Genomic DNA, 19,111 nt, shown 5'->3' with positions numbered 1-19,111 from the left:
GGAGGCCGCCCGCATGACGGTGCAAGAAAACTGGCAGAGCCCCATCGCGCCGGGCGTTTCATGGTACCAGGCGACGGTGGGCGAGCGGCCGACCTATCGGGAGCTTGACGGATCGAAGACATGCGACGTCGCCATCGTGGGCGGTGGCTATACCGGCCTGCAGGCGGCATACAATCTGGCGAAAGCCGGCGTCTCGGTCGTGCTGATCGATGCCTGCCGTTTCGGCGACGGGGCATCCGGTCGCAACGGCGGGCAGCTCGGCACCGGCCAGCGCTGGTGGCCGGAGGAACTGGAGGAAAAGATCGGCTACGAGCGTTCCAAAGCGCTCTTCGATCTTGCCGAGGCCTCCAAGAAACACCTGCTCGATTTTGCGACCGAACACCAGATCGATATCGAATTCATGCCCGGCCAGATGAACGTCTCGCACAAGGAGAGCTACAAACGCTTCTACTACGAAAATGCCGAGATCGCCGCCACTCGTTACGATTATCCGCACGTGCGGTTCATGGACAAAGCAGAGACGCAGGAACGCCTCGGCTCCAAACGCTATTACTGCGGCGTGCGCGACATCGGCACCGGCCACATTCATCCGCTGAAACTGCTGATCGGGCTGGCCAGCGTTGCGGCCAATGCCGGAGCGCAGATTTTCGAGATGACCAAGGCAACCGCAATCGGCCAGAGCGGCGGCAAGGTGACGATCGAAACGCCGAAGGGCACGATTGCCGCCAGCCGCGCGCTGATTGCCTGCAACGGCTATATCGGCAATCTGGAGCCGGTGACGGCAAGCCATGTCATGCCGATCCGCTCCTTCATCGGCGCAACCGTGCCGCTCGACAGATATCCTGCCGTGCTTCCCGGTGGCGAAGCCGTCGCCGACTCGCGTTTCGTCGTGCGTTATTTCCGGAAGTCCAGGGATGGCCGGCTGCTTTTCGGCGGGCGGGAAGCCTATACCGCCGACAATCCGCGCGATATCAGCGACCATATCCGCCGCCAGATCGCCGAAATCTATCCGGCCCTGCGCGACATCGAGATCACCCATGCCTGGGGCGGCAGCGTCGGCATAACGATGCCGCGCCAGCCCTTCGTGCGCGAAGTGATGCCCGGCGTCACCTCAATCGGCGGCTATTCGGGCCATGGAGTGATGCTGTCAAATTATTGCGGCAAACTTTATGCAGAAACGGTGCTTGGAAAATCGACCGATCTCGAGCTCTTCAAGGCGCTCGACATTCCGGCATTTCCCGGTGGCGCGGCAATGCGCGCGCCCCTGCTTTTCCTGGCCTTGTCGTGGTTTGCTCTGCGCGACAAGTTTTAAGGGCAACTGCGGGATTTCCTCCCGGGCCAATTCGCATTAAAACCGGGACCCGACAGATTCATTGCATCGCACACTGGCTTTTTTAAATCGATTAGATTAAAACGGCCGCAACCAGCCTGATTGAAAGAAGAGCTCATGAGCAGCCAGATCATTCCCGTCGAACCCTTTGATTATGTCGTCTTCGGCGGCAGCGGCGATCTTGCCGAGCGCAAGCTCCTTCCCGCCCTTTATCACCGCCAGATCGAGGGCCAGTTCAGCGAGCCGACGCGCATTATCGGCGCTTCGCGCAGCCCGCTTTCCGATGACGAATACCGCAAGTTCGCTCAGGATGCCCTCAAGGAACATCTGAAGAAGGGCGAGTATGACGAGGCGGAAGTCGAGACATTCTGCAGGCGCCTCTTTTACGTCTCCGTAGACGCGCGTTCTGACGGCGGCTGGGATCAGCTGAAGAAGCTCCTCGACGAGGGCAAGGACCGCGTCCGCGCCTTCTACCTCGCCGTCGCACCCGGCATCTTCGGCGACATCTCGCAGAAGATCGCCGAACACAAGCTGATCACCAAGTCGACGCGCATCGTCGTCGAAAAGCCGATCGGGCGCGACCTTTCCTCGGCACTGTCACTGAACGATACGATCGGCCGCGTTTTCAAGGAAGAGCAGATCTTCCGTATCGACCACTATCTCGGCAAGGAAACGGTGCAGAACCTGATGGCGCTGCGCTTTGCGAACGCCCTGTACGAGCCGCTGTGGAACGCCAATTACATCGATCACGTGCAGATCACGGTGGCCGAGGCCGTCGGCCTCGAAGGCCGCGCCGGTTACTATGACACCGCCGGCGCATTGCGCGACATGGTGCAGAACCACATTCTGCAGCTCCTGTGCCTGACGGCCATGGAAGTGCCGTCATCGATGGATTCCGAGGCGGTCCGTGACGAGAAGCTGAAGGTCCTGCGCGCCCTGAAGCCGATCGATGCGTCCAATGTCGAGCAGGTCACCGTGCGCGGCCAGTATCGCGCCGGCGCCTCCGGCAGCGGCCCGGTCAAGGGCTACCTCGAAGAGCTCGAAGGCGGCGTTTCCAACACCGAAACCTTCGTTGCCATCAAGGCTGAGATCAACAATTGGCGCTGGGCGGGTGTTCCGTTCTTCATTCGTACCGGCAAGCGCCTTACCGGCCGCATGTCCGAAATCGTCATTACCTTCAAGCCGATCCCGCATGCAATCTTCGACCAGGCTGCCGGCCGCATCAACCAGAACCAGCTCATCATCCGCCTGCAGCCGGACGAAGGCGTCAAGCAATCGCTGATGATCAAGGATCCCGGCCCGGGCGGCATGCGCCTGCGCAACGTCTCGCTCGACATGAGCTTTGCGTCAGCCTTCAATGTGCGCAATCCGGACGCCTATGAGCGCCTGCTGATGGACGTCGTCCGTTCCAACCAGACGCTCTTCATGCGCCGCGACGAAGTTGAAGCTGCCTGGCAGTGGGTCGATCCGATACTCAAGGGTTGGGAGACAACCGGGCAGCTCGTTCAAGGCTATACCGCCGGCACTTGGGGCCCAAGCCAGGCCATCGCGCTCATCGAGCGTGAAGGCCGCACCTGGCACGACAACATCTAGGATCGCGAGCGATGGCAGCAATTTTGCATGACTTTACCAATGCAGCCGAACTTGCAAATGACCTTGCGGACAAGGTGACGGAGCGGCTTTCTACAGCGATCAAAGCCCGCGCAGCGGCCAGCATCGCCGTTTCCGGCGGCTCGACCCCGAAGGCCTTCTTCCAGGCGCTCTCCGTCCGCGACCTCGACTGGAGCAAGGTGACCGTCACGCTTGTTGACGAGCGCTTCGTTCCCGCCGACAATGAGCGTTCGAACCATCTGCTGGTCGCAAACAATCTGCTGCAGAACAAGGCGAAGGCGGCGCGCTTCCTGCCGCTCTATCGAAAATCAGCCTCTGCCGAAGATGCGGCAAAGCTTGCGACTGCCGAGATGAAAGCGATCGGCAATCCGTTCGATGTGGTGATCCTCGGTATGGGCGGCGACGGCCACACGGCATCGTTCTTTCCCGGCGGCAGCAACCTTGCCGCCGCGCTCGATCCGGCGACGCCACGCGGCATCATCACGATGGAAGCGGAAGGCGCCGGCGAGCCGCGCCTGACCTTCACCTTCTCCAGCCTTCACGATGCCGGCCTCCTTGTGCTTCACATCGAGGGCGCGGGTAAGAAAGATGCGCTGGCGAAAGCACAAGGTACCGGAGAAGAGGCCGAGATGCCGGTCCGGGCCGTTCTGCGCCGGGCGGCTTCCCCGGTCGAAATCTACTGGGCGCCATAAGGCCAAGCCTTCGGGCAGAGCCGCCGAACGTAAAACTTGAGACCAACCAAGGCAGGATACCTCCCATGTCCGCTAACGCACGCATTTCCGCGATCACATCCCGCATCGTCGAACGATCGAAACCGACGCGCGAGCGTTACCTGGAACGCCTGCAGGCCGCCACTTCCAGGGGCGTGAGTCGCTCGATACTCGGCTGCGCCAACCTCGCCCACGGCTTTGCGATCTGTTCCCCCTCCGAAAAGGATGCACTGGCGGGCGACCGCGTGCCCAATCTCGGCATCATAACCGCCTACAACGATATGCTCTCGGCCCATCAGCCGTTCGAGACCTATCCTGCGATCATTCGCGAAGCGGCGGCGCAAGCTGGCGGCATTGCCCAGGTCGCCGGCGGCGTTCCGGCCATGTGCGACGGCGTCACTCAGGGCCAGCCGGGAATGGAGCTGTCGCTCTTTTCCCGCGACCTGATTGCCATGTCTGCCGGCATCGGCCTGTCGCACAACATGTTCGATGCGGCGCTGTTCCTCGGCGTCTGCGACAAGATCGTGCCGGGCCTCGTGATCGCGGCCCTCTCCTTTGGCCACCTGCCCTCGATCTTCGTTCCGGCGGGGCCGATGACCAGCGGACTGCCAAACGACGAGAAGTCTCGTGTCCGCCAGCTCTATGCGGAAGGCAAGGTCGGCCGCGCCGAGCTGCTCGAGGCCGAATCCAAATCCTATCACGGTCCTGGAACCTGCACCTTCTACGGCACGGCAAACTCCAACCAGATGCTGATGGAGATCATGGGCTTCCATCTGCCCGGCTCGTCCTTCATCAATCCGGGTACGCCGCTGCGCGAAGCGCTGACGCGCGAGGCGGCAAAGCGCGCGCTGGCGATCACCGCGCTCGGAAACGAATTCACCCCGGCCGGCGAAATGATCGATGAACGATCCATCGTCAACGGAGTCGTCGGCCTCCACGCAACCGGCGGCTCCACGAACCACACGCTGCATCTCGTCGCCATGGCACGCGCTGCCGGCATCCAGCTCACCTGGCAGGATATTGCCGAACTCTCCGAGGAAATCCCGCTGCTTGCCCGCGTCTATCCGAACGGTCTTGCGGATGTGAACCATTTTCACGCCGCAGGCGGGATGGGCTTTCTCATCAAGGAGCTTTTGAAGAAGGGCATGCTGCACGACGACGTGCGCACGGTTGCCGGCCAGGGTCTCCAGGCCTATACGATCGACGTGCGCCTCGGCGACAACGGCACTGTGGTTCGCGAACCGGCACCGCAAAAGAGCCATGATGGCAAGGTGCTCGCCAGCATCGAAACGCCGTTCCAGGCAAATGGCGGCCTGAAGATGCTGCGCGGCAATCTCGGCAAGGCGGTCATCAAGATCTCCGCGGTGAAGCCGGACCGCCATATCATCGAGGCACCGGCGATCGTCTTTCATAGCCAGCAGGAGCTGCAGGACGCCTTCAAGGAAGGCAAGCTCAATCGCGACTTCGTGGCGGTTGTGCGCTTCCAGGGGCCGAAGGCGAACGGCATGCCGGAGCTTCACAAGCTGACGCCGCCGCTCGGCGTGCTGCAGGACCGCGGCTTCCACGTCGCGCTTTTGACGGACGGACGCATGTCCGGCGCGTCGGGCAAGGTTCCGGCTGCGATCCATGTCACGCCGGAGGCTGTCGAAGGCGGGCCGATCGCCCGCATAAAGGACGGCGACATCATCCGGCTCGATGCGATCCGCGGCACGCTGGAGGTCCTGCTTGATGCCGCCACCCTGGCAGACCGCGAGCCGGTAACGGCAGATCTTTCGGACAATGAATTCGGCATGGGCCGCGAGCTCTTCGCTCCGTTCCGCCGCGCCGTCGGCACCTCCGACCACGGCGCCAGCGTCCTCTTCCACTGACGCAAACAGCCCGCGAACGGATCGCGGGCTTGTTCAATTTTGGAAACCTCCGATCAGGCGCGAACGTCTAGAACGTAGTCGCGATGCGCCGGATGCGTGCTGTAGACGAAGATCTTGTTCATTTCCTTCTGCGTCAGCAGGCGCAGAAAGCGAACCTCGATGGTATTGTTGGTGTTCACCCGCATCAGCATGCAGCCGACCTTGGTGATGCGAGCATCGGGAATGTCCAGATAAAACTGCTTGGGCAGGGTGAACTGCGTCAGGATCGCCAGGATCGCGCTGCTCATCGAAATTCGCACGATATCGCAGCGCCGGGACGCCATGTGCATGACGCCCTTTTCGGTGTACTCGATGCGCGCTGCGTTCATCGTATCCTCCATTTTGAACCGCTGTTCGCGGTCGTACATGAAGGATTCTTCCCTGTTGAGAAAATGCCCTGAAGGCAATGGATTGGATGCACCCACGACCCTGATCCCCTTATAACTACAAGGGAAAGCTAGCAGCGGATGTTTAACAGAAAGTGATGATCGCTGCGTTTCAGGCGCTCACAAAGAACCACCCAAAAATAGTCTGCTAGCTTCTGTAAGTGTGGCCCTCGGCATCGAAAAGATGCAGTTTCGAGCGATCAGCAGCGAACCTCATCTTCTGACCTTTCCTGATGTCGGTAATACCCGGCAGCTTGGCGATGATCGGCTCGCCCGGCACCAGGCCTTCGATATAAAGCAGCGTGACCTCGCCGAGCGCTTCGACGATCGAGACCTCGCCTTCGAAGATATAGTCGTCGCCATTGGCGATCTGCAGGTCTTCAGGGCGTACCCCGAAACTTGCCGTCTTGCCGTTTTCGGAGACAGGGGTCGCAATGTCGAGCGTGACCGACCTGCCGCCCTTCAGCGTGATCGTCGTGGTTGGACCCGCCTTGCTGATGGTGGAGGGGATGATGTTCATGGCCGGCGAGCCGATGAACTTCGCGACGAAGAGGTTTGCCGGACGCTCGTAAAGCTCCAGCGGTGCGCCGACCTGCTCGATGTGGCCGGCAGACAGGACGACGATGCGGTCGGCAAGCGTCATCGCCTCGACCTGGTCGTGGGTGACGTAAATCATCGTGGTATCGGCCATCTGCTCATTGAGGCGGGCGATCTCGATACGGGTTGCGACGCGCAATGCTGCGTCGAGGTTCGACAGCGGCTCGTCAAAGAGGAAGACCTTCGGATCGCGGCAGATGGCGCGGCCGATCGCAACGCGCTGGCGCTGGCCACCGGAAAGTGCCTTCGGCAGGCGGTCGAGATAATTGGTAAGCTGCAGGCTATCGGCGGCAGCTCTCACGCGACGGTCGATCTCCTGTTTGCTTTCGCCGGCGATCTTCATGCCGAAAGCCATATTGTCGAAGACGGTCATGTGCGGATAAAGCGCGTAGGACTGGAACACCATGGCGATGCCGCGCTTCGACGGCGGGACGTCGTTGACGAGTTGGCCGTCGATATACATCTCGCCGCCCGTGATGTTCTCAAGGCCCGCGATCATGCGCAACAGCGTGGACTTGCCGCAACCAGACGGCCCCACGAAGACAATGAACTCACCCTGGTTGATTTCCAGGTCGATGCCGTGGAGGACATCCACGGAGCCGTAGGATTTGCGGATTTCCTTCAGAGTAAGTCCAGTCATTTGATGCTCCCCTCCTGATCCTTAGGCGAGACGGGCGAAATACGCCCCCCAAGCCGGAATGTCGATCTTGTCGCCGTAGTTGTTGCTGGTGAAACCATGTCCCGTCAATGCCTGCCATTCTCCCATCGGCAAGCTGACGTTGATTTCAACCGGGCTCATGTTGAAAATGCAGAGCAATTGCTCGTTGCCATATCTGCGCGTGAAGACAAGCGCATCGCCTTGCGGCTGCTCGAACTCGATCTCGCCCTTGGCAAACGCCGGATACTGCTTGCGAAAAGCGAGGAAGCGGCGGTAGTGCTCGAGTACGGAATTCTCGTCGCCCTGCTGCACGCTGACGGCGCGCAGGATATGCTCCACCGGCACCGGCAGCCATGGCGTGACGGTCGAAAAGCCGCCCTGGGAAACCTGCGAGTCCCAGACCATGGGCGTGCGGCAGCCGTCGCGTCCCTTGTATTCCGGCCAGAACTGGATGCCGTACGGATCCTGTAAATCCTGGTAGGCAAGATCGGCTTCGGTGAGGCCGAGCTCCTCTCCCTGATAAAGGCAGACCGAGCCACGCAGTGTCATCAGCAGCGAAGCATATTGCTTGGCAAATGCGTCATGATCGGCGACGAGCGAGCCCCAGCGGCTGACATGACGCATGACGTCGTGGTTGGAAAATGCCCAGCAGGCCCAGCCATCAGGCGCTGCGGCGGCGAAATCGGCCATCACTTCTTCGACCCGCTCCGGCGATAGCGGATCGGGGGCGAGAAACTCGAAGGCATAGCACATATGCATCTTGTCGTTTCCGGAGGTGTATTCGCCGACGATCTCCAGGCCGCGCTGGCTGTCACCTACCTCGCCGACGGCCGCGATTGCCGGAAACTCCTCCAGAACTGCCCGGAAGCGTTTCAGGAACTCCAGGTTCTCCGGCCGGTTCTTGTCGTAGATGTGTTCCTGGAAATTATAGGGATTGACCGCCGGCGCCGTCGAAGCGTTGCGGCGGGCGGGCGGCAGCGCCGGATTGTCGCGCAGCTGCTGGTCGTGGAAATAGAAATTGATCGTATCGAGACGGAATCCGTCGACGCCGCGCGTTAGCCAGAAGCGGACAACATTGAGCAACCGGTCCTGTACTTCCAGATTGTGCAGGTTCATGTCCGGCTGCGAGGTCAGGAAATTGTGCAGGTAATACTGCATGCGGCGCGGATCCCACGCCCATGCCGAGCCGCCGAAAATCGACAGCCAGTTGTTCGGCGGCGCGCCATCCGGCTTTGCATCCGCCCAGACATACCAATCCGCCTTTGCATTCGTCTTGCTGGAGCGGCTCTCGGCAAACCAGGGGTGCTGGTCCGAGCTGTGTGAGATGACAAGGTCGATCATCACCTTGATGCCGAGGCGATGGGCCTCGGCAATCATCGTGTCGAAATCTACCAGAGTGCCGAAAATTGCGTCAACGTTCTCGTAATCCGACACGTCGTAGCCGAAATCGCGCATCGGCGAGGTGAAGAAGGGCGAAATCCAGATCGCGTCGGCACCGAGGCTTGCCACATAGGGCAGGCGGGCGGTTATGCCCTTCAGATCGCCGATGCCGTCGCCGTTTGAATCCTGAAAGGAGCGCGGGTAGATCTGATAGATTACCGCACCGCGCCACCAGTCCTTGTCGACGGTCGAAGTGAATTGAGATGCTATGCTCATGTCTTATCCTGCGGGATGTGTCGTGTTGGTATGATCAGCCTCCCTTGACCGAACCGGCAAGCAGGCCGCGCACCAGATAGCGCTGCAGCCCGAAGAAGACGAGCAGCGGTACGATGATGGTGACGAAGGCCGAAGCCGTCAGGATTTCCCAGTTGCCGCCGCGCGAGCCGAGCAGCGCGTTCAGCGCGCCGGTCAGCACGAGATGCTGCCTGTCGGTGCCCAGGAAGACCATGGCAACCAGCAGGTCGTTCCACACCCAGAGGAACTGGAAGATCGCGAAGGATGCAAGCGCGGGGAAAGAAAGAGGCAAGACGATGCGGACGAAGATTTCGAAATCGCTGGCACCGTCGACGCGCGCAGATTCGATGATCTCCTTCGGCAGCCCTGCGATATAGGCGCGCAGCAGGTAAATGGCCAGCGGCATGCCGAAGGCCGTGTGCGCCAGCCAGATGCCGAGATAGGTCTTGGACGGCGCGTCGAAAGCCGCGCCAACCGTGTTATAGAGGCGCAGCAGCGGGATCAGCGACATCTGCAGCGGCACGACGATGAGGCCGACGACGAGCGCGATCAACAGTGCGCGGCCCGGGAACTCCATCCAGCTCAAGGCGTATGCTGCAAAAGCAGCGATGAGGATCGGAATGATGGTCGCAGGGATCGTCACCGTCAGCGAATTGATGAAGGATTGGCCGATGCCCTCGCCCGTCAAGACCGTCCGGTAGTTCTGCATCGTGAATTCCGGCGGCGTTGCGATCGAAACGTAGACGCGCCGGCCGCCGTCGTCCGGGCCGAAGGGGGCATTCTTCATGTAGCGGTAGGTGCCGTCGCTGTTGACGAGCAACGAGACGCCGTCGCCAAGGTCAGCGGTCTCACCAGCGCTATAGGCAGCGGGCTGCTGGACACGCGTGCCGAAGGCTCTGATCGAACGCCCCTCCTGGCCCTCCAGGACATTGCCGGCGATTACATAGGTCGCACCCTCTTGCTTCTGCTGGTCGGGCTGTCCAAGGCGGGATGCAACGGTACGCGAGGAGCCGGCGAAGGCCGTCCACCAGCCGGAGACGACGAGCTGATCCTTGTCTCGCAACGAGCTGATGAAGATGCCGAGCGTCGGAATCAGCCACAGGATCACGATGACCAGAACGACGAAGTGCACGAAAAGGCGAGCTGGGCCAATCTTGAAGAAATCTCTGGCAAGCGTCATCTCAGTGGCCTCCCAGCTCGCGGTTGGCGCGGCGGACGTTCCAAACCATGATCGGCGTGACAGCCAGCATGATGATGAGGGCGATGACGGCGCTTCGGCCCGAATCGCCGCCTCCGCGGAACATCCAGTTGAACATCAGGTTGGCAAGTACCATCGAGTTCCATTGGCCGTTGGTCATGGTCAAAACGATGTCGAAAACCTTCAGCACGAGAATGGTGATGGTGGTCCATACGACGGCGATCGTCCCCCAGACCTGCGGCACCATGATGCGCCAGAAGATTTGCCAGCCGTTGGCGCCGTCGATGACAGCCGCCTCGATGGTTTCTTCCGGGATACCGCGCAGCGCCGCAGACAGGATGACCATGGCAAAGCCGGTCTGGATCCAGATCAAGATCACCATGAGGAAGAAATTGTTCCAGAATGGCACCGAAATCCACACCTGCGGCGTCCCGCCGAAAAGCTGCACGATCGCGTTCAATAGTCCGATCTGGGTGTCGTTGCCGCCGCGAAACTCGTAGATGAACTTCCAGATGACGGATGCGCCGACAAAGGAGATCGCCATCGGCATGAAGACGATGCTCTTTGCGATGTTGCCCCACCAGATGCGGTCGGTCATGACTGCGATGACCAGGCCGAAGAAGGTGCAGGCCGCCGGAACGACGGCGAGCCAGAGAATGTTGTTAAAGATCGATTGGCGGAATTCACGATCCGAGAAGGCCCACTGGTAATTTGCAAAGCCGACGAACTGCTCGCCGGAGCGATCGTAGAAGGAGAGGATGAAGGTCGCCACGACCGGGTAGACAAGATAGACGACCAGCAAAAACAGCGCCGGCCCGAGAAAGAGCCACGGGCGGATCATCGCGCGGCGGTTCAGATTGCGCGCCGCAGAACGAATGTCGCCATCCTTCACGGGTAGCGCCAGATCCAGGATCTTGTTCGAAAAATAGAAGTAGGCCGAGCAGGCGAATACCGCCACCACCACAACGCCCAACGCGGAAACTATCTGCGACAGCATTCGTCCCTCCCGTGCTACCCTTGTCTATGTTGAAGGGCCGACACCAGTTACCGTCAACTTCTTTATGCGTTTGATCACAGGATCCGGCGTCGACCGGACCTTGACGGGCCCGGTCATTTCTTGGCCAGCAATGCCGCGGCTTTCCCGCGGCACCGGCAATCGCGTTACTTGATGCCGTCCCAGGCGGCCTGGATTTCCTTGCCGGTGTCTTCGGCAGACTTGCCGCCGACGAAATCGACCATGCCTGTCCAGAAGGCGCCAGCGCCGATCTTGCCGGGCATCAGATCCGAACCGTCGAAGCGGAAGGTCGTGGCCGTCGTCAGGATCTCGCCTTCCCGCTTCATCTGCTCGTTGGCATAAGCTGCGGTGTTCACGCCCTTGTACGGCGTCAGGAAGCTCGACTGCGCCATCCAGACCTCGTGGGCGATCGGCGTCTTCAGGAATTCGACGAAAGCGCGGGCGGCCTTCGAATCCTTGGTGATCGTGACGAGCGTGCCGGCACCGAGAACCGGCTTGCCGAGGTCGGCATGCGCCGCATAGGTCGGCATATAGAAGAAGTCGGCGTCCTGACCGAGCTTCGTGCCTTCGGGGAAGAAGGACGGGATGAACGAAGCCTGATGGTGCAGGTAGCACTTCGGCGGTACGGCGAAGAGACCCTTCGGGCTGTCGCGGAAGTCGGTCGAAGCAACGGCCGCAGCACCGCCATCGACATAGCTCTCGTTCTTGGCGAACTTTCCGAATTCTTCGATCGCGGCAACGACGGCCGGATCGGTGAACTTCACTTCGTTCGTGGTCCACTTGTCATAGACATCGGGCTTGTTCATGCGCAGCATGATGTCTTCGATCCAGTCGGTCGCGGGCCAGCCGGTCGCGCCGCCGGAGCCGAGGCCGATGCACCATGGAACGCCACCGTCCTTGACGATCTGCTCCGACAGGGCATGGAGCTCTTCCATCGTGGTCGGAACCTTATATCCAGCTTCCTTGAAGTTTTCCGGGACATACCAGACAAGCGACTTCACGTCGGCCTTGTAAGGGAATGCAAAGTAACCCTCCTTGCCGTCCTTGCCCTTGTAGGTGCCGTATCCGACCCAGCTGTCGCCCGCGCCGTAGTTGTCCTTCACCCATTTGGCGTTCTCCTCGCCCAGCGGCGTCAAGAGGCCCTTGCTGGCGAGATCGGCCAGCAGGCCGGGCTGCGGCAGGATCGCGACGTTCGGAGGCGAGCCCGCCTGTGTGTCGATGACGATCTGCTGTTCGTAGTTTTCGGAGGATGAATAGGTGGCATCGATGCCCGTCGCTTCTGTGAAATAAGCGAGAATGCTGCGGAAGAAAGCCTCATCCTCACCGCGCCACGGCCCAAAGATTGTCAGCGGCTCGCCTTTCAAATCGGCGTGCGCGGCCTTGAACTCCTCATAGCTCTTCCAGTTGAACTTCGTATCCTGACCTGGAGGAAACTTCAGATCGGCAGCAGAAGCTGCCCCGGCAAACAGCGCCGTTATGGCAACCCCCATCAAAAGAATTTTCTTCATGTGATCAACCTCCCATCACAATCCCAACGACGCTTCCCGACTACCGGCAGCAAATTCCAAAGCGCTTTGACACTCATTTCACTTTCGGCAGAAAAGAGTCAAGACATTTCGAGAATGCCGCGAAACCGGGGGCCTGCATCGCCCGTCGAAGCGGCACCTTGAGGGAAATATGGAGCGATTTTCCTTGAGTCAAGCGCCCCAGTTGCTCCATAATTGAAAGCGCTTTGGATGGAGAGTGTGTGTTGAGGGCACTGAGGAGGAAACGCGGCAGGTGAATCTCAAACAGCTCTCGCAATTGCTCGGTCTTTCGCAAACGACGGTCAGCCGTGCACTCAATGGCTATCCAGAAGTCAACGAGGCGACGCGCGAACGTGTGCTTCGCGCCGTCAAGGAGACAGGGTACCGGCCGAACAAGGCGGCTCAGCGTCTTGCGACCGGCAAGGCAGGCTCGATCGGACTGGTAATGCCGATGGCGCCCGGACATCAATCGGATATACATTTCGGCGAGTTTCTGGCCGGCCTTGGAGAAGAAGCCGTCCGGCAGGACTTCCACCTCGTCATCATGCCTTCGGACCCCGACGACGAAGTGGCCGCACTGCGCCGTCTGGCGATCAGCGGCAATGTCGATGCGCTTTTCGTTGCCTCAATGCGCGCTCACGACCCGCGCCTCGCGATGCTGAAATCGCTGGCAATGCCTTTCATCGTGCATGGCCGCTCGTTCGGGTCGGAGCCGGATTATCCCTATCTCGATATCGACAACGAGACTGCCTTCTACGATGGGACGAAACTTTTGCTGCAGCTCGGCCATACGCGATTCGCACTGATGAACGGGCCGGCGCATCTCGACTTTGCGATCCGCCGGAAGAACGGCGTCGTCGCGGCCTTGTCGGAACGGGGGCTGAGCCTTTCGGGAACCTGCGTCAGTCACTCACTGATGACCGACGAGCAAGGCCTGATCGCGATGGAGCAGTTTCTGCAGATGCCGGAGCGTCCGACTGCCGTCCTATGCTCCAGCACCGTGCTCGCGCTCGGGGCGATCCGCGCCCTGAACCAGGCCGGCCTGAGGCTCGGTGAGGATCTCTCGCTTATCGCCCATGACGACGAGCTGCCGCTTCTGAAGCCAGAGAATTTTTCCGTCCCGCTGACGACGACGCGCTCGTCTCTTCGCGCCGCCGGCGCCCGGATTGCGCAGCGCCTGATCGGCACCGTCAAAGCGATCGGCTCCTATCCGGACCACGAGCTGTGGAAAGCGGAGCTGATCGTCAGGGCCTCGACCGGCCCTGCACCACGATAGGTCTTAAAACTTCGGCGGCGTCTGGCCAGCGGCGCGATGGGCGGCAATGACGGTATTGGCCATCAGCATGGCAATCGTCATCGGGCCCACTCCACCTGGAACCGGGGTGATCACCGCGGCAACATTCAATGCTTCTTCGAAGGCGACGTCGCCGACCAGCCGTGTTTTGCCCTCGCCCCTGTCCGGTGCGGCGATGCGGTTGATGCCGACATCGATGACGGTGGCGCCGGGTTTGACCCAATCGGCCTTGACCATCTGCGGACGGCCGACCGCCGCCACCAGGATATCGGCATTGCGGCAGACGGCGGGCAGATCCTTTGTGCGCGAATGGGCGATCGTCACCGTCGCATTGGCATTGAGCAGCAACTGTGCCATCGGCTTGCCAAAGAGGTTCGACCGGCCAATGACCACGGCACTCAGCCCAGACAGGTCCTCACCATGCATTCGGCGCACGAAGACCATGGCACCGGCCGGCGTGCAGGAAACGAGGCCGGTCTCAAGGTCGCCAGTGGCAAGCTTGCCGGCATTGACGACGTGCAGCCCGTCGACATCCTTTTCGGGCAGGATCGACTGGATGATCGGCTCGCTGTTCAGATGCTTCGGCAACGGCAGCTGTACGAGTATGCCATGGATCGACGGATCGGCGTTGAGCGAGGAGACGAGGCCGGCAAGCTCTTCCTGCGTCGTCGCCGCCGACAAGGTGTGCTGCACCGACTTGAAGCCGCACTCCTTGGCCATCCTGCTCTTTGAATTGACGTAGGCGTGGCTTGCCGGATCGTCTCCGACGATCACAACGGCAAGGCCGGTCCTTACGCCGCTCTGCTTTTCCAGCGAAGACGTCGCCATCTTAACTGTTTCGATTATCGACGCGGCTACCTGCTTGCCATTAATCACTGTCGTCACGCGATTCTCCTGCCGTGCCTCGCGCGCAAGCTAGGCTCTCGCCAGCCGCGCTGTTTGCCTCAGAACGCCGTATCCTGTTTAAAAACGGCAAATGCAAGAGCTATGATGCCGCGGCCGAGGTCAACGATGGCCGGCGCCGTGGGTTTGCAGCCTGTCGCGCAGGCCGGCCAGCCGATCGCGCAGCAGCTCGAGTTCACCTTCTGCCACCTCCGGCTGTTGCGGGACCGTCAGCGTCTCGGCAGAAACGGAGCGCTGTCGCAGGAGGCGCAACCCAAGCATGCCTGCAAGACCGATCGCCATTGCGAGTGCAGCCCCGACGGCAGAGCGAACCGGCAGCCCGGGGCCGGCGGCAACGGCAGTGGTCTGTATTGGCTTGACGGGCGTGATCGGGGCAGCGACGGAAGCCGTCGCCGTAACGGCATCTGCCATGCGCGATCTGGCGGCCTCTGTCTTGTCGCGCAGTTCGGTCAGCCTGGCGAGATCGACGCCGGTGTCCCGGCTCTGGGCGATCAGTATGTTGCGCTGATCGTTCAGCATCTTTCGTGCTTCTGCGGCTGCCTTGAGCGCGGCACCTGCCTCTTGCGCCTGGCGAGCGAGCTCCTTTTCGACCTGGTCCTTGAGGGCGTCAACGACAGCCTGCTGAGCGAGACGGCGCGGATGGCGCGGACCAAGCTCGTTCGAAAGCAGCGACAGCGTCGCCTTCCCGGTCACGTATTTGTCGCGCGCGTCCTGCAGCGCAGGCGAGATCGCATCGAGCGGCAGGGAACCGTTCAGCACATCGCCGGGCTTGGCCGCCTTGAGACGATCGCTCTCTTGCTTGGCAAGCGAGATCCGCTGCTCGGCGATCTTGAGATCGGCGTCAAGCTGGTTGATGCGCTGCTGGAGATCACTTGCGACTTTGACGTTGCCTTCGCCGCTGCTTGCGGTGAAGGCGGCCAGCTGCGCCTTTGCATCCTCATAGGACTTGCGCAATCCGGCGCCTGCCTCGGCCGATGCAGTAGGGGCGCTTGACGTCAGCATGTCTGAAAGCCAAGAAGCGATCCGTGAGGACTTTGCGGCTTTGGCCGTCGTGACTTTCAGGTGAACCGTGCCCTCAGTTTCATCCGCATTGGCCTCGACCATTCGGGCAAGTGCTGCTTCCGCGCGCGAGGCCGCGTCGGCGGCTGCACCACTGCCCGAAATGAGATCAAGTGCTACGCCGATCGTGGTTTGGCTTCCGGTGAACTCAAGATCGCGATCGAGCTTCAGCGCCCCGACGGCAGCAGACATGGTGCGGTCGGAAAGCAGGCGTTTCACGGCGGCCGCGATCACGGCGCCGCGCTCGTCTTTTTCCGCCTTCACATGAAATGCCGCCTGCGCCGCAAAATGTGCGGGCTCGGCCGGCATCAGCAGGGGCAGGCCTGCGCCCACCAAGGCAGCAACTGCGATTGTGCCGATCGGCTTGGCCAAACTGCGGCGGCCAACGGGACGAGCGCCGGGATTTGCTGCATCCACCTGGGGGGCCCCGGCAGCCGCCTTCAATCCATGGTGCGGCGGCTCTAAAGAACGGACATCGTTTGCGGCACGCAGCCTTGTTTCGAGGATTGTCTCGATGCGGTCGACCAGATGCGGCGGTTCGGGCGGTCGGTTCCGCTGCAGGTGCTGCTCTTGGAGTGCCTTGCCGATCACCCTCAGCAGTTCGGCCTCCGAGGGGCGAATGAACGGCGTTTGGAGATTTCGCTCTCGTGCACCTTCTTGCGCCGTCGTTGCCGGCCGGCGCCAATCAATGCTGCCCTTTAACCTGCTGTCATACATGACGCCATATCTCACGCGCACGAGCCGAACGCCCGCAGGAAGCGGATGATTAAGGCACTCTAAATAGACATGGCAAAGAAATGGTTAACTGCCGGAGGCAAGAAGCAGGCGCTCAGTGAGCCGCCTCGCCCCTTTCCTGCGGTGCCGGCAATGGAGAGCTGTCGTTGCCCGCCTGGCTAAGGATGCGCTCGCGGCGATTGAAGCGGTATTGCATCACGTAAAACAGAAAAACCGGGATGCCGAGCACATATCGCCGCCAGAGGCGGGCTGGCTCCTGCAGCATCCGGTAGGCCCATTCCAGCCGCATCATGCGAACGGTTTCCGGAGCACGGGGAACGACCTCGGAGATGAAATCGAAAAGCGCCCCAACAGTCAGGACAAGCCGGGCGTGGTCGGCGCGAATGTGATGATGCGCCCACTTTTCCTGCAGCGGCGTGCCCATGCCAATGATCAGGATGTCGAGGTCCTGGTGCTCAAGCTCGTCGATGAGCTCCGTCGGATTCTCCTTGTCGAAATAACCGTCCGAGATGACGATGAATTCGTGCCAGGGCGCATGCTTGCGGAAATTCGCTGCGGCTTTTTCGACGACTTCGCGCCTGCCGCCGATCAGGCCGACACGGCGCCGATTTTCCATATAGGTCAGAAGAGCGGGTACGAAGTCAGTGCCATTGAGATTGGCAGGAAACGGCGCCCCATGCGCTATCTTGGAAGCGATGTTGAGGCCGATGCCGTCCGGCAGGACGAGATTTTGCAGGAGGATATCTCGGTATTCGCCGTCGCGCAGCGTCATCAGCATGTTGTGTGCGTTGACGAAGGAGATGACGGTCTGGCCGACTGGAAAAGAAGCAAGCTCGTTGATGAAGACGAGCGCGTCGTCCCATCCAAGATCGCATACCGGCACGTCGAAAATCGTGCGGCGCGATGCAAGAACCGCGAAATTCGCGATCAGGTTCATTCCAACCTCCAGCCAGGGTGCTTCACGCGCCCAACATCCCGGAAAACACAAGATATATTCCGCACCAGCAGGTCTTTACGAACCGGCAGCACCTGCCCGCTTGCAGCAAGTCCGAAATGCTGCATCGGGGGTGTGAGGCCAGCTATAGCAGGTCGGTTTCAAACAACTCTTAGAAAAATCGTTCGAATTCCGCCGCCGCTTTCAAGGTTTTGTTAAGCTCGTGCGCCAAGCAAAACGGGGCGCTCATCATGCTCGCGATGAAAGCTTCGGCTGCGGCCCCGTCGATCTGCGCAATGCCGGCAGACTGCTCGACGATGATGTCGACCAGCATCCGAAGCACGGCGACGCCGGCGCGCCGGGAACGATCCGATCCGGTGCGTGAGATGGTCGACCCGCCGCCGCAGCACTGCCACGAACTCAAAATTCCGCGGCCAGTGCTGCAGATCTTGCCCTCAGGCCGCCATCGTCAGTGCGTCGATGTTGTGGCGCTGCATGGCTGCGCCGATTCGAGCGAAATCGGGCTGCGCCTGCGGCTCGGATGTGCCGATATCGCGGAAGAAGGCGATCATGGATCGTTCTACAAGCACCAGCATGCGCACCGGGGCCTGGCTGTCGTTCGAGTAGTTGTGTGGCGCCATCGGTTCGACGCGGATCGAAGTGCCCGGCCCGGCGACCGTCGCCTTGGGCGAACCGCCTGGCGCAAAATGGCGCACTGTCAGCTCGCCCTCGACCACATAGAACATTTCGGGCGAAGCATGGGTGTGGGGCGGCGTGCCCGAGCCCGGCGGAACCTCGACCTCGATCAGTTCAAGGTCGGAGCCGAAAAGACCGCCGAGGAAGCGGATGCGGTCGGCGACGACCCAGAGGGTCTCGCCGCTGTCGGGGCTATTCACTTCAATCTCCATCGCCTGTCTCCTTTGGTTGCGAGGTTGTGCCCGCCGGAGATTGGCCCGAAGCGACCGCGGACAGGATCACCTCGAGCGCCCAGGATGCGGTCTCACCGGCCTGGGCGCCGGTGAGACCGCCGTAATCCTTCAGGACCTCCCATGCGGAAGCCGATAGAAGAAGATGCGCCAGAGCCTCGACCTTTGCGGTCCCGTCGGCCGGCAGGGAGGCGATGGCGGGCCCCAGCGCGCGCGCAAAACAGGCGCGGCGACGGGCAACCGTGCCCATCCGCATTTCACGACCCGTGCGAGAATGCAGCGCGGCACGGATCGCAGATTCGTGCGCGTCGAACCGGCGGAAGGCGAGGCGCGGACCTTCGACGATCTCCCGCAGCGTCTCCGGCGAAGCGGATACGCCGATCCGGGCATTCAGCCAGGGCCAGAAGGCAGCGAGCAGTTCATCCTTGGTGGCGAAATGGCGGAACAGGGTCCGCCGCTGCACGCCGGCCTTTCGGGCGATGGCTTCCGTGCCGATCTCGTCCGGGGCGCCGCCAGCCGAATCCATCAGCTCGAACAAGGCGACCAAGATTGCCTCCCGCGTCTCGCGCGTTTTCTTCTCACGCAGAGGACTGTTGTAGGTGCGGACATTGGTCATGCGGGGTTCTCGATATTTCGCAGCACCATCTG

The 19,111-nt window shown here is 61.1% G+C and carries 17 protein-coding genes; 5 read left to right on the top strand and 12 right to left on the bottom strand.

Features of this window, described 5'->3' with window-relative positions; all coding sequences use genetic code 11:
- The first annotated feature begins 13 nt into the window (after positions 1-13).
- The 4 genes from AM571_RS03760 to edd all read left to right on the top strand — a co-directional run bounded on the left by AM571_RS03760 (position 14) and on the right by edd (position 5,519).
- The gene (locus AM571_RS03760) at positions 14-1,312 is read left to right on the top strand and encodes an NAD(P)/FAD-dependent oxidoreductase (RefSeq protein ID WP_074060251.1); all 1,299 of its coding nucleotides are present in this window, start codon (positions 14-16) and stop codon (positions 1,310-1,312) included.
- Positions 1,313-1,447: 135 nt separating this feature from the next.
- Positions 1,448-2,923 (top strand): glucose-6-phosphate dehydrogenase, encoded by a 1,476-nt coding sequence (gene zwf, locus AM571_RS03755; protein ID WP_074060250.1) that lies wholly within the window; start codon positions 1,448-1,450, stop codon positions 2,921-2,923.
- An 11-nt stretch (positions 2,924-2,934) separates the two neighbouring features.
- Positions 2,935-3,633 carry a 6-phosphogluconolactonase gene (pgl, locus tag AM571_RS03750; RefSeq protein ID WP_074060249.1) on the top strand — a complete coding sequence of 233 codons (699 nt, stop codon included), beginning with the start codon at positions 2,935-2,937 and terminating at the stop codon, positions 3,631-3,633.
- A gap of 65 nt (positions 3,634-3,698) precedes the next feature.
- On the top strand, positions 3,699-5,519 hold the full coding sequence (gene edd, locus AM571_RS03745; protein WP_074060248.1) for a phosphogluconate dehydratase: 1,821 nt from the start codon (positions 3,699-3,701) through the stop codon (positions 5,517-5,519).
- A 53-nt stretch (positions 5,520-5,572) separates the two neighbouring features.
- Here the strand turns inward: edd and AM571_RS03740 are convergent, their stop codons facing one another.
- The 6 genes from AM571_RS03740 to AM571_RS03715 all read right to left on the bottom strand — a co-directional run bounded on the left by AM571_RS03740 (position 5,573) and on the right by AM571_RS03715 (position 12,594).
- A complete protein-coding gene (locus AM571_RS03740; RefSeq protein WP_074060247.1) occupies positions 5,573-5,926 on the bottom strand; it encodes a hypothetical protein in 354 nt (117 codons plus the stop codon).
- Between the two features lie 166 nt (positions 5,927-6,092).
- The gene (locus AM571_RS03735) at positions 6,093-7,181 is read right to left on the bottom strand and encodes an ABC transporter ATP-binding protein (protein ID WP_074060246.1); all 1,089 of its coding nucleotides are present in this window, start codon (positions 7,179-7,181) and stop codon (positions 6,093-6,095) included.
- Positions 7,182-7,202: 21 nt separating this feature from the next.
- The gene (locus AM571_RS03730) at positions 7,203-8,855 is read right to left on the bottom strand and encodes an alpha-glucosidase (protein ID WP_074060245.1); all 1,653 of its coding nucleotides are present in this window, start codon (positions 8,853-8,855) and stop codon (positions 7,203-7,205) included.
- A 34-nt stretch (positions 8,856-8,889) separates the two neighbouring features.
- Positions 8,890-10,053: a carbohydrate ABC transporter permease gene (locus AM571_RS03725; RefSeq protein ID WP_074060244.1), complete on the bottom strand. Its 1,164-nt coding sequence runs from the start codon at positions 10,051-10,053 to the stop codon at positions 8,890-8,892.
- Position 10,054: 1 nt separating this feature from the next.
- A complete protein-coding gene (locus tag AM571_RS03720) occupies positions 10,055-11,068 on the bottom strand; it encodes a carbohydrate ABC transporter permease (RefSeq protein WP_074060243.1) in 1,014 nt (337 codons plus the stop codon).
- A gap of 164 nt (positions 11,069-11,232) precedes the next feature.
- Positions 11,233-12,594 carry an ABC transporter substrate-binding protein gene (locus tag AM571_RS03715; RefSeq protein ID WP_074060242.1) on the bottom strand — a complete coding sequence of 454 codons (1,362 nt, stop codon included), beginning with the start codon at positions 12,592-12,594 and terminating at the stop codon, positions 11,233-11,235.
- A gap of 271 nt (positions 12,595-12,865) precedes the next feature.
- Between AM571_RS03715 and AM571_RS03710 the strand changes: the two genes are divergently transcribed.
- Positions 12,866-13,888, top strand: coding sequence for a LacI family DNA-binding transcriptional regulator (locus tag AM571_RS03710; protein ID WP_074060241.1), 1,023 nt, complete (start codon positions 12,866-12,868; stop codon positions 13,886-13,888).
- 3 nt (positions 13,889-13,891) lie between these two features.
- Here the strand turns inward: AM571_RS03710 and folD are convergent, their stop codons facing one another.
- The 6 genes from folD to AM571_RS03680 form a co-directional block, all read right to left on the bottom strand.
- The gene (gene folD, locus AM571_RS03705; RefSeq protein WP_074060240.1) at positions 13,892-14,791 is read right to left on the bottom strand and encodes a bifunctional methylenetetrahydrofolate dehydrogenase/methenyltetrahydrofolate cyclohydrolase FolD; all 900 of its coding nucleotides are present in this window, start codon (positions 14,789-14,791) and stop codon (positions 13,892-13,894) included.
- 120 nt (positions 14,792-14,911) lie between these two features.
- Entirely contained in the window at positions 14,912-16,585 is a 1,674-nt protein-coding gene (locus tag AM571_RS03700) for a hypothetical protein (protein WP_074060239.1), read from the bottom strand.
- Positions 16,586-16,697: 112 nt separating this feature from the next.
- Complete coding sequence (locus tag AM571_RS03695; RefSeq protein WP_074060238.1) at positions 16,698-17,540, bottom strand: WecB/TagA/CpsF family glycosyltransferase; 843 nt, start codon at positions 17,538-17,540, stop codon at positions 16,698-16,700.
- Positions 17,541-17,709: 169 nt separating this feature from the next.
- On the bottom strand, positions 17,710-17,871 hold the full coding sequence (locus tag AM571_RS36065) for a hypothetical protein (RefSeq protein ID WP_155774407.1): 162 nt from the start codon (positions 17,869-17,871) through the stop codon (positions 17,710-17,712).
- Between the two features lie 121 nt (positions 17,872-17,992).
- On the bottom strand, positions 17,993-18,445 hold the full coding sequence (locus tag AM571_RS03685; RefSeq protein ID WP_074060236.1) for a cupin domain-containing protein: 453 nt from the start codon (positions 18,443-18,445) through the stop codon (positions 17,993-17,995).
- Positions 18,435-19,079 (bottom strand): TetR/AcrR family transcriptional regulator, encoded by a 645-nt coding sequence (locus tag AM571_RS03680; protein WP_074060235.1) that lies wholly within the window; start codon positions 19,077-19,079, stop codon positions 18,435-18,437. Before AM571_RS03680 ends, AM571_RS03685 begins: the two co-directional genes overlap by 11 nt.
- Positions 19,080-19,111: the final 32 nt, after the last annotated feature.

The sequence above is a fragment of the Rhizobium etli 8C-3 genome, from assembly GCF_001908375.1.
Lineage (GTDB): Bacteria > Pseudomonadota > Alphaproteobacteria > Rhizobiales > Rhizobiaceae > Rhizobium > Rhizobium etli_B.
Note: the sequence above shows the minus strand (reverse complement) of the source record. Positions and strands in the feature narration are given on the sequence as shown.

What these genes read in the sequence shown, in the direction of transcription:
- AM571_RS03700 (WP_074060239.1), bottom strand. Translation starts at nt 16,585, where the DNA reads ATGTATGACAGCAGGTTAAAGGGCAGCATTGATTGGCGCCGGCCGGCA.
- AM571_RS03685 (WP_074060236.1), bottom strand. Translation starts at nt 18,445, where the DNA reads ATGGAGATTGAAGTGAATAGCCCCGACAGCGGCGAGACCCTCTGGGTC.
- AM571_RS03725 (WP_074060244.1), bottom strand. Translation starts at nt 10,053, where the DNA reads ATGACGCTTGCCAGAGATTTCTTCAAGATTGGCCCAGCTCGCCTTTTC.
- AM571_RS03730 (WP_074060245.1), bottom strand. Translation starts at nt 8,855, where the DNA reads ATGAGCATAGCATCTCAATTCACTTCGACCGTCGACAAGGACTGGTGG.
- AM571_RS03740 (WP_074060247.1), bottom strand. Translation starts at nt 5,926, where the DNA reads ATGTACGACCGCGAACAGCGGTTCAAAATGGAGGATACGATGAACGCA.
- AM571_RS03720 (WP_074060243.1), bottom strand. Translation starts at nt 11,068, where the DNA reads ATGCTGTCGCAGATAGTTTCCGCGTTGGGCGTTGTGGTGGTGGCGGTA.
- AM571_RS03735 (WP_074060246.1), bottom strand. Translation starts at nt 7,181, where the DNA reads ATGACTGGACTTACTCTGAAGGAAATCCGCAAATCCTACGGCTCCGTG.
- AM571_RS03760 (WP_074060251.1), top strand. Translation starts at nt 14, where the DNA reads ATGACGGTGCAAGAAAACTGGCAGAGCCCCATCGCGCCGGGCGTTTCA.
- AM571_RS36065 (WP_155774407.1), bottom strand. Translation starts at nt 17,871, where the DNA reads ATGCTGGTCGACATCATCGTCGAGCAGTCTGCCGGCATTGCGCAGATC.
- pgl (WP_074060249.1), top strand. Translation starts at nt 2,935, where the DNA reads ATGGCAGCAATTTTGCATGACTTTACCAATGCAGCCGAACTTGCAAAT.
- AM571_RS03680 (WP_074060235.1), bottom strand. Translation starts at nt 19,079, where the DNA reads ATGACCAATGTCCGCACCTACAACAGTCCTCTGCGTGAGAAGAAAACG.
- AM571_RS03695 (WP_074060238.1), bottom strand. Translation starts at nt 17,540, where the DNA reads ATGAACCTGATCGCGAATTTCGCGGTTCTTGCATCGCGCCGCACGATT.
- AM571_RS03715 (WP_074060242.1), bottom strand. Translation starts at nt 12,594, where the DNA reads ATGAAGAAAATTCTTTTGATGGGGGTTGCCATAACGGCGCTGTTTGCC.
- edd (WP_074060248.1), top strand. Translation starts at nt 3,699, where the DNA reads ATGTCCGCTAACGCACGCATTTCCGCGATCACATCCCGCATCGTCGAA.
- zwf (WP_074060250.1), top strand. Translation starts at nt 1,448, where the DNA reads ATGAGCAGCCAGATCATTCCCGTCGAACCCTTTGATTATGTCGTCTTC.